The sequence below is a fragment of the Roseibium sp. RP-7 genome (genome assembly GCF_053005225.1).
The window spans coordinates 784,321-798,272 of the sequence record NZ_JBRKQA010000002.1 but is presented as its reverse complement, the minus strand read 5'-3'; the positions used below and the strand labels follow the sequence as shown (position 1 = coordinate 798,272).

The 13,952-nt window shown below is 57.9% G+C and carries 10 protein-coding genes and 1 pseudogene; 7 read left to right on the top strand and 4 right to left on the bottom strand.

Annotated elements, in window-relative coordinates; all coding sequences use genetic code 11:
* The first annotated feature begins 29 nt into the window (after positions 1 to 29).
* Positions 30 to 1,982, top strand: a complete 1,953-nt coding sequence (locus tag ACVDG9_RS18375; protein WP_447238652.1) for an ATP-binding protein — start codon at positions 30 to 32, stop codon at positions 1,980 to 1,982.
* A gap of 795 nt (positions 1,983 to 2,777) precedes the next feature.
* Positions 2,778 to 3,803: a hypothetical protein gene (locus ACVDG9_RS18370; protein WP_447238651.1), complete on the top strand. Its 1,026-nt coding sequence runs from the start codon at positions 2,778 to 2,780 to the stop codon at positions 3,801 to 3,803.
* 103 nt (positions 3,804 to 3,906) lie between these two features.
* On the opposite strand, the gene ACVDG9_RS18365 is transcribed toward ACVDG9_RS18370, so the two are convergent.
* On the bottom strand, positions 3,907 to 7,755 hold the full coding sequence (locus tag ACVDG9_RS18365; RefSeq protein WP_447238650.1) for a hypothetical protein: 3,849 nt from the start codon (positions 7,753 to 7,755) through the stop codon (positions 3,907 to 3,909).
* 239 nt (positions 7,756 to 7,994) lie between these two features.
* Here ACVDG9_RS18365 and ACVDG9_RS18360 point away from each other — a divergent pair, with 239 nt between their 5' ends.
* The 5 genes and pseudogenes from ACVDG9_RS18360 (at position 7,995) to ACVDG9_RS18340 (ending at position 11,515) form a co-directional block, all read left to right on the top strand.
* Positions 7,995 to 8,411 (top strand): plasmid mobilization protein, encoded by a 417-nt coding sequence (locus ACVDG9_RS18360; RefSeq protein WP_447238649.1) that lies wholly within the window; start codon positions 7,995 to 7,997, stop codon positions 8,409 to 8,411.
* Positions 8,408 to 8,794, top strand: a pseudogene (locus ACVDG9_RS18355) (relaxase/mobilization nuclease domain-containing protein); the annotation flags it as partial. The gene ACVDG9_RS18360 and the pseudogene ACVDG9_RS18355, both read left to right, overlap by 4 nt.
* Positions 8,795 to 9,025: 231 nt before the next feature.
* Positions 9,026 to 10,600 carry a hypothetical protein gene (locus tag ACVDG9_RS18350; RefSeq protein ID WP_447239052.1) on the top strand — a complete coding sequence of 525 codons (1,575 nt, stop codon included), beginning with the start codon at positions 9,026 to 9,028 and terminating at the stop codon, positions 10,598 to 10,600.
* Positions 10,601 to 10,700: 100 nt separating this feature from the next.
* On the top strand, positions 10,701 to 10,952 hold the full coding sequence (locus ACVDG9_RS18345) for a hypothetical protein (protein WP_447238648.1): 252 nt from the start codon (positions 10,701 to 10,703) through the stop codon (positions 10,950 to 10,952).
* A 197-nt stretch (positions 10,953 to 11,149) separates the two neighbouring features.
* On the top strand, positions 11,150 to 11,515 hold the full coding sequence (locus tag ACVDG9_RS18340) for a hypothetical protein (protein WP_447238647.1): 366 nt from the start codon (positions 11,150 to 11,152) through the stop codon (positions 11,513 to 11,515).
* Positions 11,516 to 11,724: 209 nt separating this feature from the next.
* On the opposite strand, the gene ACVDG9_RS18335 is transcribed toward ACVDG9_RS18340, so the two are convergent.
* From ACVDG9_RS18335 to ACVDG9_RS18325, 3 genes are all read right to left on the bottom strand, one after another.
* Positions 11,725 to 12,504: a hypothetical protein gene (locus tag ACVDG9_RS18335; RefSeq protein ID WP_447238646.1), complete on the bottom strand. Its 780-nt coding sequence runs from the start codon at positions 12,502 to 12,504 to the stop codon at positions 11,725 to 11,727.
* A gap of 143 nt (positions 12,505 to 12,647) precedes the next feature.
* Positions 12,648 to 13,016 carry a hypothetical protein gene (locus ACVDG9_RS18330; RefSeq protein WP_447238645.1) on the bottom strand — a complete coding sequence of 123 codons (369 nt, stop codon included), beginning with the start codon at positions 13,014 to 13,016 and terminating at the stop codon, positions 12,648 to 12,650.
* Positions 13,017 to 13,075: 59 nt separating this feature from the next.
* Positions 13,076 to 13,417, bottom strand: a complete 342-nt coding sequence (locus tag ACVDG9_RS18325) for a hypothetical protein (protein ID WP_447238644.1) — start codon at positions 13,415 to 13,417, stop codon at positions 13,076 to 13,078.
* Between the last annotated feature and the right edge of the window lie 535 nt (positions 13,418 to 13,952).

Sequence of the window (13,952 nt, the reverse complement as noted above, 5' to 3'; positions counted from 1 at the left end):
AGCGACTATTGAAAAAGGGGGATCCGTAAATGCGTCTCAAGGCCGTTATTCTCCAGAATTTCCGACGTTACAGGCAGCGAACTGTAATTCCGATCGATGGCCTCACTGCTTTCATTGGTCGGAACGATGCCGGTAAGTCCACGATCCTAGAAGCTCTAGATATTTTTTTTGAAGGCGATACCGTCAAAATAGATCCGGGCGATGCCAACATAGGCGGGGAAAGCGCGAACGTGCGCATCGGCGCGATCTTCAGTGACGTCCCGGCGGCGCTCGATCTGGATGCAGGGGCACAGACTACGCTGGCCGCCGAGCATTTGCTAAACTCGGATGGGGACCTCGAAATCATAAAGGTCTACAACTGTGCGGTCCAATCGAAGGTTGGTGCACCCAAGGTGTTCGCCCGCGCCTTGCATCCTTCAGCCGATGGCGTAGACGATCTCCTTCAAAAGAAAATCGCAGACCTTAGAAAGCTTGTGAGGGATGCTGGCGTCGAAGCCAATTGCCAACAGAACAACAAACCTTCGATGCGCCAAGCTCTATACGCTGCCGCCGACGATCTGGTGTTAACCGAACAGGACGTGCCGCTAAAGGACGAGGATGCGGGAAAGCTATGGGATGCGATTAGACGCCAACTCCCTGTCTATGCCCTATTCAAATCGGACCGCGCCAGCAGCGACCAAGATCCGGAAGTTCAGAACCCGATGAAGCTGGCGATCCAGAAGGCGTTGGCTGAGATCAACGACGATCTCGAGGAAGTCTCGAGGAAGGTCGAAGCCATGGCGGAAGAAACCGCCAGGCGTACCCTCGATCAGATGCAGGCAGCATACCCGGACATGGAGCTGGCCTCGGTCCTGAAGCCGATGTTCCGCAAGCCCAGCTGGGGTACCGTCTTCAAGCTCGATCTGGAAAGTGATGACGGCATTCCGCTGAATAAGCGTGGGTCAGGCGTTCGCCGGATGGTCCTGCTAAGTTTCTTCCAGGCCGAGGCGGCGCGCCTTCAACAAGAACGTGCAGACGGTGGTGCACATGGCGTACCGGTCATTTACGCGATTGAGGAGCCGGAGACCTCACAGCACCCAGACCATCAGGAACGCATTATTAGAGCTTTCCTGGAAATTGCACAGGGGGGTGATCAGGTTCTAATTACGACGCATGTTCCGGCTTTGGCAGGCCTTGTTCCAATAGAAAGCCTTCGCTTTGTGGATAGCGATCCAGCTACTCGTGACCAACGCGTACGGGCTGGCACGGCTGAAGTGTTCGGAGAAGTCGCCGCTAGTCTCGGTGTTCTGCCCGAAGCGGCCGGCCGAACAGGTATTCAGGTAGCGGTTGCTGTCGAGGGCTTTACCGATGTAGACGCCCTGATTTCGTTTTCCGGCGTCTTGGCCGCGGCTGGCGATCTGGATGGGTTCGATCAGGCGAAGGTCTTCTGGACCATCGGAGGCGGCTCGACACTGAAAGATTGGGTTGAGCGTCGCTACCTAGATAGCTTGGGCGTGCCTCAGGTTTTCATCTTCGATTCCGATCGGACTTCTGCCGTCTTGCCGCCTTCGCAGGAAAAGCTGGATCGGGTGGCAGAAATCAACGCCCGAGCTGATGCGACTGGCTTCCTTTCCCGCAAACGGACGATCGAAAACTACCTGCATACCGACGCAATAGGCCGTTTATCGAATGGCAGAATCAATATCGATGCTGCGGTCGATCCTGATTTTGGGGATATGGCGGGCGCCTTCGGGGCAGCACTTAACGCAGCGAAGCAACTCCACGGCGCGAATCTGGGCTTCGCGCCAGACGATCATTTCGGCAATAGGCTCCCGCTGGGGACCGGATCATCGAAATCGAAAAAAATCATTACGTCCTACATTATGCGCAATATGACGGCCGGCGAAATAAAAGCACGCGGTACCTACGTCGATCCGGATACTGGTGTTGAAGGAAACGAAATCGTCGAATGGTTGGCAGCGATCCGTCAGCATCTGGATTAGACGTCCCCAAACCGCCAAGTGTAGCACCGCTTCTACTGCGATGACGGCTAAATATCCCCATCTGCGGGAGAGCAATTTGAAGAGCGTCTCGGTTATCGGTGGCGCCCTTCACATTTTCGTTGTCCGGTCGCTCCAGAAAACCTTGTACCGTATGGGACACCTTGACGGAAGATCCGCCGACGGACAGCATATATGAAGGCCCCGGATCTTTGCGCTTGCAGGCGCTCCCCGGGGCATCATTTAGGACGAGTTCATGATCGCATTTGCAGACATGACCGTCAACCGGATTGCGGTTGATCGGTGAGCGCAAGGTTCGGCATAAGGCCGGACCGTCAACGCCCCAGTCTAGAAAAAAATTGTCAACAATTATCCGCTTCCAACGCCCGCGAACCACAAGGTGTAGTGGCTCACAGCTCAGCCGAAGTTTCGGCTCCGGTGTTTTGGGGTCACCACTCCAGTGCAGGCAGCGAAAGCGATGTAGCGTCAGTCCTGAGTTTCGAAACGGCGTGGTCTGAAGCGCAGTGGCTTCGGGAACTGCGGGCTGAGTTCAAGTCCTCAAAGCGCAGAGCAGGCCCCGTAGACCAATTTTACATCGACCGGGCGACCAGCCGGCGCGATGCGGTGCTACGCCGACTGAATGAGGGTTTCCAGTGTTTCGGCGAAACCGTCGGTGGACGGTATCGCGTCCCCTTCACCGAGCATGGCCTTCGCTCGGATGATTATCATGTCCTGCGCCGACTCGTTCACCTGACGCCCCGGACGTCGCATCTCCAGTCCGGCAGGGACAAGGCTGTAATGCTGGGAACTGACGCGAAGGTTCTCGCGTTGGACGAGCCCTGGCTGGTGCTCAACGGCAAAGTCCGAGGCGTTTTCCGGATCGACCTTGATATTACGTTTCGTGGCTGGGATACGCTCCGATACGAAATCGAGCAGCTGTCATTGCCGTGCCTGCCGCATGTCGTCGTCGGGCACGAACTCCCGGATGGGACGATCGAGCGGCCTCATGTGCTCTACCTCTTGCCGCATGGTTCAGAAGTGTGGTTCGATCCGGAGGATCCGCGCTGCCGGAAGGACATCATGAGCTTGTGGCGCGGCGTCCATGCCGGAATCACGAGGCAATTCCTGCCGCTCGGCGCCGACCCCGGCGCCCTGTCAAATCCCATGCGCGTCAAAAATCCATTGAGCCCCTTCTGGGACATTCGGGTTTGGAACGAGCAGACGTTTCCTGACATGGCTGAATGGGCCACTTGGGTCGATACTTCCACCTCCCGGGACGCAATGATCCGCGAAAGTGCGGAGAAGCTCTCCAAGCTCGACAAGAAAGCCTCCAACACTCTTTTCACGACCCTCCAGAGACGCGCATTCGACGTGCTGAGGGAAATGCGCTCGGCGAATAATCCGATCTACTTCGAAACAATTTCATCCGGAGACCGGGACAAGCTGGCCGAAGCCTTGTTTGACCGTCTTATTCCGGAAGCCATCTCCATGGCGCCGAATCCAAAGCAAGCCATGGCGATCCTATATCGCGTAACTCCCTTCGCGGCGGCGCGCTGGGACCCGGCACGGGCTTCCCGCGATGACCGGAAGGATCTGGGCGCCTGCGCGGCTGAGGTGATCGGTCTTGATCTTCACGAACGCCAAGTTGTCGGAGGGCGGTATGGTGCCGCAGAGCGGGCGCGGAAGTCGGTTCAGGCGATCCAGGAGGCGATCGCCAAACTGCGTGTCGAAGGGCGGAAAATTTCGAAATCCGAAGTATCCCGACGAACGGGGATGTCGAGAACGACGGTCCATGCACACTGGAACTCGGCACTGTCAGCTTGAGTTCCCGAACCGTCGCGAGTGTGAGGTCAGAAAGTGTTCAATTCAGTGTATAGAAAAAAAGCCAGACCATGCGACGCCAGCACCAGGCGCTGAACATCGACGGTCATTCAAACCGCTCGTCCCGACCTCGGTCAATTTCTGTTTCCAAGCTCCTCATTCTTTCGATGTCTTCAGCGAATCTCGCTCTTGCCTCGACGATGAAAGGCAGAAGTTCAGGAGAGACAAACGCCTCCAATTGGTCGAACAAATGGGCATTTGACTCCATTATTGCCGCCAAGGACCCAACGCCACCGCTCGGTCGGAAGCGTGATATCAACGCTTCCAGTACCCGTTGGGGCTCTCGCGCACCTCTAATCAACGCTTGAGCCGCCTCCGTCCATATCGGCATTCTAGTCTCTTCGGAACGACTAGAAAGCGGCACGACCGATGCCGCGATCGGATACCTCGCCGCGGGATCTACTTCGCACCATTCAATGAAAACAGGGCCTGAAATGACATACGCAGGATTACTTCCACGTCGCCCGACGTCCTTGAAAAGTTTTTGACCGGCCCTGATCTCCGCATCATCGCCTATTAGAAGAGCTTCCAAAACTGGGACGGGTTGAGTATTCAACAGCGCTCTCAACAGTCCATCGTTTTGGGTCGCAAAGGTTTCGTAAGCCGCCACGGCCTGCCTTAATCGTCCGGCGATCTCAAATGCGAGTGGCCCGCAATCTCCGTCCCGCAAACAGATCTCGGCAACCTCTCCAAGGTGACTGTCCCGACGCCGCTGGTTCCTGTCGAAGATTGCTCGGCGAAGCAGTTCTTGACCCGCCTCCAAGAGCCCTGGAGCATGTGCGCGTTGTACGGAACGGTCAGAGAAGAACCGCATCCGAAGAATATGGATGGCCACATCCCAGCCCTCAGGCTGATCCGCTATGAGGAAGAGAAAATCCCTGAGAATGCCGTCGTCCACTTGATCGGTGGCTCGCCCTCCAGCCAATATCGCGAATTTCCCGACTGGCACTTGTCCGGAGGTCAGAGCTCCTGTCAGACGCTCTACTCCACGTTCGTTGAGTTGGACAGCCATGTGTAGGGAGGGCAAGAACGGGACCAGTGCAGGTCGATCTACGGCCTGATCGAGAAACTCCTCAAGGAGTTCGCCGTCTCGTTCCTTCACCACCTGAAGAAAGCCCAGAACAACCCCGACGTTGCGGTCCGCTTCAGGAATACCGTCCAGCATTTCCAAAAAGAGGTTCCATACGTTGCGGAGATCCGGCGCAGCTCCGGCCAGGCCCCGTCCAAATGGCCAAACTCTTTCCCCTCCTCGAAGCAGGTCCGGAAGCAATTCAGCAAATGCTGGTCGGTCAAGAGCGACCGCCTCGCCAAGCTCTTGGCTCCGCCGCATTACGCGTTCATGTCCTCTCATGCCATCGTCTTCGGGATCGTCATCTCCCAAATCGAAGTCATGAAAATTGTTACCGAGAACAATTGCCCGCACTTGTTCAGAAAGGTTCGTCGGCCTCAGTGCCGCCTCAAGGGTCGAGATGCGGGAAATGAATTCAGGCGGCATTCCCTCCGCATCGTAACGGAGGACTTCCCGGCAAGCTAACCAACCGCGACGCCAGAAACCGTTTCCAGCGAACCTGCGAGCAAGATGGTCCAGTTGATCGGGTGGACAAGCCGACGACCACAAGCCACGCAGGTTTCCTGCGAGAGTGTCACGAAGTCTTTCGTTATGTAAATTTTCGTCAAACGCCAGACGTTCTATCATTCCCAGGGCCGCGGAATACCAGTGGGAGGCTTGTTCGGCATTCTGGGGTTCAAACCCGTAGTTCCGGGACCGAGCTCCGAATTCAAACTGAAACCCAGAACTGAAGTGGGTCGCCTCCAACACGGCATCCAACGCTGAAGCAGCTAATGCCCAAGCACTTTCGTCTGGGGATCGAAGCAATTCGTCGATAACCCTTAAGCGCTGTTCGATAGTGGCGTGCGTTCCGGATAGGTAGAGCCCGAACAGTGAAACGAAGGCGTCCGCTGCTTCCTTTTCGCCGTGCTCATTGTCTCCGTCGAGTGCGATACAGGAAAGAATGCGGACGGTTCGCTCGAACAGTTCCGGATCGTATGCGAGAGAACGCAACAAACTCGTGTGCCGCCGCAACACTTGTGGAGCGCCTTCGGGTGCACTATCAGCAACTCTTTCCAAGGCTTCCAAGGCTCTCGCGGGAAGGACCGGAGCGACGTTCTCGAACATTGCCCGTTTCATCTCGTTGAGAGATGCGACGTCTCCCAGCAGCCCTTCAGGAGCCAACCATCTTTCCACGACGGCAACAGCTTGTGGATGATCGTGGAGGAACATAATCCTGCGAGAGAAGGATCTTGCGAGGCGGTCATTCCCGCTTTCGAGAATCTTACGATGGATGAACTCGTAGGGAGTATCTTCGAGTGCTCGCGCAGCAAGTCGATTGGCTATCGCATGCGGCAGTACGGCGCGCCAAACACCACGCTCTTGCACAAGGTCGCGCCTGAGGAGTTCCCTGACATGACGGTACATCGCCACAGGGCCCAATTCGGCGAGCTCCCCCAAACGGACAAGCTCCGCACCATCTCCCGTCATCGTTTCCACATCGAATGAATAAACGAGAGAGCAAGCCTGCGCCGCAAGAAGCAGCGCATTGTTCGTTTCATTGCGTTGTCGGAAGAGCCGTTGGAAAAGATCATCATTTGATATTCCCGCAATTGACTCGGTTTGCTCGACCGTCTCGGCCAAAGCAATTGCAATTCGGGCGTTTCCGCCAGAGGCTTCAGCGATGGTTCTGGCATCGACCTGCGACAAGTGCGGGTATCGACGGCGGACCAAATTCTCAATCAATTCCGTGGAGGACGTATCCAGTCTGACGACTTCAGTTCCCTCCGGCTGGTCGTCGCGTATATCGTATTCAACGGTGAGCAAACTGATCGTACTGCCACTGCCTCGACATAGGTCCGTCAATCTCCCGTGCAGATCCGGGGTGCAGTTGTCGACGATGAGGATGGCACGCGCGCCTTTTGCCAAAAGGTCGGATGCGAGCCCCGTCGGTTGGGGATCCGGATTGTCGTTCATGTTTGCGTAAACTGCCAACGCCGGCGCCAAGGGACGTTCTCCCACTCGATCGTCGAACAGAGCCTGGACCAAGCGCGTTTTCCCGACGCCGGACAGACCTACCAATCGAACGACTTTTCCGGGCTCCGCGAGTGTATCCCTGAGTTCGTCCAAGGCGTTCGAAACAGGCCGGGGTTCTCCACGTTGGCCAATGTGAAGCCGTAACTTGTCATCCAACAGATATTCGGCGTCCATGCCCTCAGCGGTACCACTCCAAGGTCCATAGGCGCGCCAACCAGAAAACGCTCTCCCGATCTTCTCCTTGACCCAAGCGATGTAACCCGGATGTCGCCGGACCCAACTAGCGAGGCGTGTCCGGTCATAGAAATCGGTTGCGAGGTGGCCAGAGTTTTCTACGTCTTCAAGAGCCTCACGCATGCCTTCGGTGCGGCGTTCTTGGAGCACGATATCGGATGTCGAAGCTCCAGAACTTACAATTAGGTAGGCGCCGGCCTCATTCACAAGATTTTGGATCGAAGGCCGGATGAAACCACCTGGCCGCATTTCATCGATAATGTCCTGCCTCGCCATATCAGGTTTTTTGACCTGAATACCGGTGGAATATCTTGGAATGAAACCGTCAATTTCAGTACCGGCTGGCAATGCCACTCTGACGTCGATACCTCCGTCCGGCGCATTTTGATTGCCGCCATAGGTAACCGCAGAGGACGAAAGGCCGCGTTGCTCAAGCTCGGCCTCACAAAGCAGTCCGACCAGTTCCCGCAGATCGGAATCGTTCAGTTCAGCGATTTCATCAGGCGTGACGTCAAACATATTTCTCAGTCCAAGACTTGGGTTGCAACGAGGCAAAATAGCAGATTCGGCGTGCATCGCTTCCGTTGGGTGGGCGACCAATCGCCTGCGCGCAGTCGAGTGGCATTTCCGCCGGCGGTTTGCCTGGACTGAGATCCCGCGGAACAATTCTTTTGGAGGCCAAAGCCCTTCCTTCCGGAAGGGAGCCAGCAGCGGGCGGCAACTCCGTTACCGCCCGATCTGGCAAGGGGTAGGCAAGCCTCCCCCGTTGACCCCCACCAGGCCCCCTGCAAGCGCCGAGAAAAGGAGACGCCGCCGTGACGCCCGACGACATTACACCCGCCACGACGGCCGTTTCCCGCCGTCGTCGTTCCGAGACACGACAACGCACGGCGAGCGTGAGCGCCCGTCTCCTGCCCTCCGAGCGTCAAGCGATAGAGCGCGCGGCCGAGGCTGCCGGTTGCGGGCCGGGCACGTGGGCTCGCGAGACGCTGACTCGTGCCGCCGGCGCCCCGGTTCCGTCCCGCGGCGTCGCCCGGACTGAGCTCTCCCGCGCAATCGGGAAATGGACGGGCGAGGCAGGAAAGCTCGGCAACAATCTCAATCAACTTGCTCGCGTAGCGAACTCCGGCGGCCGTGTCGATGCCGCTGCGCTCGACCGCCTTAGGGCCGAGGTAGTCGCACTTCATTCCGCCGTCACCGCGCACGATGAGGGCGGATCGGAGGAGGCATGATCGCGGGCGTCGGGCGTCACGCACGCACGCGCCGTGATTCCCGCGCACTGGTAACGCACCTCCTCAAGCCCGAGAACAATCCGCGCGTCCGCATTCTCAGCGGTACGCTCGCCTCTGATCTTCCCAGTGCCGTCCGAGACATGGAAAGGCTCCGGAATACGTCGAATGCAGACGCTGCCGTTCTGCACATCTTTCTTTCTCCCTCCCACGCGATGTCTGACGACGAGCTTGCTCGCGCTGCTGAGATCGTGATCGGCCACTTCGGCGCCGAGGGGCATCCCGCCGCGCTCGTGTTCCATGATAAAGAGCGCCGCGAGGGCGACGGACACCGCCATGGGCATCTTGTTCTTGGCCGAGTCTCGCCGGAGGGTCGTGTCCTCGAATCCGGATTCGAGAGAATCAAGATTGAGACGGCCGCGCGGATCATCGAGCACGAGCTTGGTGAGCCTGCGACCCTTGGTCGACATCACACCAGCGCCGTCAAATGGCTGCGCGCGCACGGCCGCGCCGACGTGGCGGATTGGCTGGAAGCCGCTCACGGTCCGAATCCGGATCGGCCGCAATCCGCAGCCTCGCCCGACCGTAGGCAAGCTCTTGTCCGCCAGGGTATCGACTTGTCCGAAGCCCGCGCCGAGATCCGGGCCGCATGGAAGGACGGAGGAGCCGAGGCCGTCTGGGAAGCCGGTTACAGCATCGTGCCCGGGAGGAAAGAAGGACTTTGGATCGTCGCGCGTGACGGCATTGATATCGGTTCTCTGGACCGCATCATCGGGCAGAAGCGCGCCGAGATCCAGACCGCCATGGAAGCTGGTCCGGATAAAATCTCTCGCAAAGATAGCAGAACCGAAACAACTCAACGCAATATAAAGCCCGTAGAGAGCAGGCGCGAAGGGGGCGGGGGTGATCCATCACCCGAAAAACCGGCGTCTTTCCGCCTGGGGCGATCCGAATTGGGTCGGTCGCGTGATCCTTTGTACGGGCGAAAAAAATCCGGCGCCGAACTGGTCTCCGAAGCGGCTGCCGAGCAAGCGCTCAAATTTGCCGAGGGATTCAAAGCTCGGCTCGACGACCGCCTTGCCGTTGCTGCGGCCCGTCGCTGGATTGAAGACCGCCGTGCGACTCACAAGGGGGAGATCCTTGAACCCTCGCAGTCTCCCGACGACGCCGGAGCCCGCCGCGAGGTAGCCCGGAGCCGTCGCGAACTCGCGGTTCTCGACGCCGCCGAATCCGCCCTTCGCGCGGACCCGACGTTGGCGTTTGGCGGCGAAAAAGCTTTGATGGGCACCGCCCGTCGTCTGCGTGCCGAGCAGGCTGCGACGACGAAGGATGAAATCCGGACCGCGTGGAAATCCGGCGGCGTCGCAGGCATTCGCGCCGCTGGCTACGAGATCGCCCCCGGCCGGGACGGTTCTTGGCGCGTCCTCCGCGAAGGCGCACCGATAGGAACTCTGCACACACTGGCTGATGAGCGCCGCGCGGACATGCAGAGCGTGATGACGTCGGAGATCAGTCCCGACGCCGCTGTGTCAGTCCAAGTGCCCGCCGAACCCTTGGCAGCAGCACCCCGCAGCCGCTCGCCAGAAGCCGCATTCAAGGCCGCGACCGGGTTTCTCGATCGTCTTGAGACGCGCTTAAACGCGCGTATTGCCGATCTTGAACGGCCGGATACGCTCGCCGATCCCGCCGAGTTGATCGACACGCGACGTCGCCTGTCTAGCGCCGCCCGCGCCCTTGCTGCCTGGGAGGCGCAGCACGCCTCGCGCATCTCCGCCCTGCGCGAGGTGACATCCGACGGACGCCCGGAAGGCTGGATTGCTCTGCTGTCTGGCCGTGCGGCGCGATACAAAGTGGCGTCGCGCGAGCTGTCCGGGCTCTATGCCGAGCGCGAGCCCCTTTTGCGGCCTGTCTCAAAAATGCGCCGGGAAGTCCGGATCTTTGAGACTACGCAGGCGTCTCGACAGGCCGTACACGACGACACCCGGCGCCGTGAACTCGCCCGCCTGAAAAATGAACTGAAGCTACTCCCCGACGCCCGTGCCGTGCTGGCTGCCAATCCGGCGATTGCTCAGGGCGGAGGAAAAGCCCTCGCCGAAGCCGCGCGCCGACGCCAGGCCGAGCGCAGAGCGGAAGAGCGCCCCGAACTGGAAGCATCTCGCCGGAAGCAATCGGCTCCGGCTCCGGGTAGGTAAAAAGTGCTCTGGCTCACCAAGGGACATGTCCCCAGCGGCATTTCCGCAAATGCGCCGGCCGGCTCATCTTGAGAGTGGTCAATGTTTTCAGGAGCCGAGCATGCACGAGTACGATCTGACCGTCAGAGTTACCAGTCACGGCGAGCCGTTTCCGGCGCGCTTGAAAATCATCCGCCTGCCCGGGTCCTGGTACGCCGTGCTTTGGGAGAGCTCTCAGCGATATGCGTCATCAAGTCAGGATCAGACCCCTAAAAATGGCGGTTTTGCCCATATGAGCGACGAGGAGTTTTTCGAACGTGTCAGACTGGTTGTCTGGTGGACTCATGGGATCGCCTTTGAAATCGCACAATAAAAATGCCACTCATCGCGGCCGCAAAGACAGGCGTCGGGACTGCCGAGACCGCGCCCGGATGGCCGTCTTCATCCGCCGTCGGCGTGATCCGGCCCGCACGCTTTTGGCGTTATTATTGAGTGTTGTCCTGAGTTTTGCGCTCCGGCCCGCGCCGAGTTTCACGCGAATATCACAACATGCGAAGGGACCGAAGCCGAATGAAAGAATTGAAGAGAGCGCATCGCTTGCGGCAGATGTCGATGGACACACTGGTCAAGAGGGTGACCAGCTCGTCGTCGCACCGCGATCCCCTGGTGTCATACGAGGTCGTCGAAATCGACGATCGATTGCCGCCCGATCTGAAAACCTGGTACTCGTACATCCTATTCACGATCCGGGAACCGTGGCACCTCCGCGGCGGCCGCGGGGGTTCCGATGAGGCATATATCGAGCATTGGCGCGACAAGCGTGACCGACTGCACCCGAAGCTGAATCCGAATTACAAGCCTCCCCGGAAGCGTGCCGAAGATGACGGCGACGACGAAGGCGACGGTGGTTCTCCGGTATCTCCGCCCGGGCTGTGAAGTCAGGGAAGAAGATCGATTTCATTCTGTGACTCACGAAACGCCCGGCCTCCGGTCGGTCACTCGCTTCGGCGCTTGATTGGGAGCGCGCTCCGTTCCCTCCCTTCGGCCTACCGGAGTGCCAAAATAGGAAAGCCCCCGGAGTTTGGACCTCCGGGGGCTATATCGTCTGAGGACCTGTGCGGTTATCAGGACCCAGATGTACGTCGCTACTCCACCATGTCGTCTACAAGGTATCGCCGCAGCGCGTCTTCGGGAGATGAGGCGTCGGTCCAGCCAGTAAGACCGGACGAGCCACTGCCCACATAGACTAGGCCGGCGCGACCGGCTTCGTCGTGGTAGATAATGTGGATCGCGTTTCCGGTCAGGAATCCATCCGCATTCATTTCATCGGCCCTATAAGCCGTGAAGCCAACGGCATCCATTTCTTCGCGGAGGTTTGCATCAATGTCTGCAAGCGCGATTTTAGAAGGGGTGAGGTACGCGGTCACTTCGAGTCTCCTACCCAGATCCGATGGGGCCAATCGAGCTGCTTTCGCAGCCTCAGGTGGCCAGACCGTATTGATGTGCTGTTCGATGTGGCCGATGGCAATTTCGGCCATCTCCTCGCCAGTCCGGTGTTCCCGAAGGATGTCCGAACCGAGGACGACCACGCAGTCCATGTAGTTGAGTGTCGTCCCGCAAATCGCTTCGGCAGACTTATCGAGATCCGGATCGACCCCCATACTGCTGATGAATGTCCCCGCGACGTCCGTCATCGGGAGGACGTGGAACACCATGGTGTCGTCTTCGAGGATCGCCGCGACACTTTCCCTGTAGAGATCCGCCATTTCGATGGCGATGTCCGTTATGCCCGTGACGTCCGATGTCACACCATGTTGCCTGAGGTGAACCGCGCTTTCCGCAGCCCGGCGGGCATCGTCGGCACTGTCCTCAATGCCGACCGCAAGGGTCTTCACGAACCCGTCTTCACCGGGGCCGTCGAGCATCCAGATCCATCTCCGGCCACCTGGATAATCTCGAAGTCGCTCGACCCAGAGCTCGTAGATTCCAGAATCGGCGGAATAGAAATCTGGGCCACCAGGACCGGAGAGAGGTGCCGGGCGGGGAACACCCGGCGTCCAACTGGGTTTCATCGATCGTCTGCCTCACTGCTCTCTGGAGGCCTTCTGAACGTTCGATCAATTTGCACTGAAAGTTCGAGGCTTTTTTTGCGCAAATAGCGGTAGTTAGTTCTGCCGTGCCAATCTGCGAACTTCCGACCTTCCGGAAGAAACTTGGCAATTAAGGGGCCATCCCAGTTTTCCCGCATTCCGTCATAGTTAAGTTCGCTATGATTTATTTCGGAACTCAGTTTGAGTTTTTGCCCCGGATTTGGGAGTCGGCCTTCAATACGCTCGAATATACGGATGAACTCGGCGGGAAGATCCTCGTTGAGGTTTTGAAGATTGTTGATCGCCTGCCTTATTTGATTGAGTAGTTCTACTATCTTTTCGTCCATGGGACATTCACTCCAGTGTCCTGAGGGAGCCGGAAACCCGACTCCCAGCTGTCGAGGGATCAAGCAACGTCTTGGACGTTCGCTAGGCCTGCCTCGCTGTAGATCAATTTCGCGAGCCATTCTTGACCGAAGAACTCAATGACCCCGGCCGCGTCACTTACAACGGCGGCTTGCCGGGTGTTGCGTTCCCCCGCCCAGGCCGTGCAATTTTCGATCACACAAACGAAGTTGCCGGCGGCAGTTCGGTATAGCTCGAGCTCATCCCAGTTGCCGGTCTGACCGCTGTAGAGCCTGCTCTGGCGGTCTTGGCTGGATTCAACGGACGCAATCAACTCTCCCTGAAACCGCAAGTCCGGTCCGTCGTCCCGCTTGATGAGATATTCCCTAATATCTGCATTCATGAAGCCTCCTGTGCTTTCGATTTCGTGTATTCGTCGATAAATTTGACTTTCTTATGGTTTTTCTGCCTGAGCAAAATGTCAACTAAAAATAATTGTTGAAATGAATATTTTTTAGAAAGGCATTTTAATAAAATTTCTTCTCTGCTAATCCTTTTGAACTACATGAAGGATTCAAGTATTATGCCTTTAAGGATTCGAATACATTTAAAGGATTCGATTTAACTTCACGAAGGACTCGGTGCGCGGCTTGCGCCCGCTAAGGGCATGGCGCAAGGACTCGTTCAAGGACTCGAGCGCTCGCGAACCCGCCGACAGGGATTCAGAAAGTTGACAAAATGGGGTGGAGCGTACACACAAAGGTGCACGTCGGATCATCCGGCGCCGTTCCGGGTTTCGGGCCGTTCTGAAAAAGTAAATGAAATCAATTTGTTGCGGGAAGAGGCCCTAGAACTCCCTCCGGGCCCACCATTTTTCTTTTCTCCCACTTGCATTTGCCGGCCGAAGAAAGTTGGTCCTGTTCTGCTGATGTGCAGTC

What these genes read in the sequence shown, in the direction of transcription:
- ACVDG9_RS18375 (WP_447238652.1), top strand. Translation starts at nt 30, where the DNA reads ATGCGTCTCAAGGCCGTTATTCTCCAGAATTTCCGACGTTACAGGCAG.
- ACVDG9_RS18370 (WP_447238651.1), top strand. Translation starts at nt 2,778, where the DNA reads ATGCTGGGAACTGACGCGAAGGTTCTCGCGTTGGACGAGCCCTGGCTG.
- ACVDG9_RS18365 (WP_447238650.1), bottom strand. Translation starts at nt 7,755, where the DNA reads ATGCACGCCGAATCTGCTATTTTGCCTCGTTGCAACCCAAGTCTTGGA.
- ACVDG9_RS18345 (WP_447238648.1), top strand. Translation starts at nt 10,701, where the DNA reads ATGCACGAGTACGATCTGACCGTCAGAGTTACCAGTCACGGCGAGCCG.
- ACVDG9_RS18340 (WP_447238647.1), top strand. Translation starts at nt 11,150, where the DNA reads ATGAAAGAATTGAAGAGAGCGCATCGCTTGCGGCAGATGTCGATGGAC.
- ACVDG9_RS18335 (WP_447238646.1), bottom strand. Translation starts at nt 12,504, where the DNA reads ATGCTCGACGGCCCCGGTGAAGACGGGTTCGTGAAGACCCTTGCGGTC.
- ACVDG9_RS18330 (WP_447238645.1), bottom strand. Translation starts at nt 13,016, where the DNA reads ATGGACGAAAAGATAGTAGAACTACTCAATCAAATAAGGCAGGCGATC.
- ACVDG9_RS18325 (WP_447238644.1), bottom strand. Translation starts at nt 13,417, where the DNA reads ATGAATGCAGATATTAGGGAATATCTCATCAAGCGGGACGACGGACCG.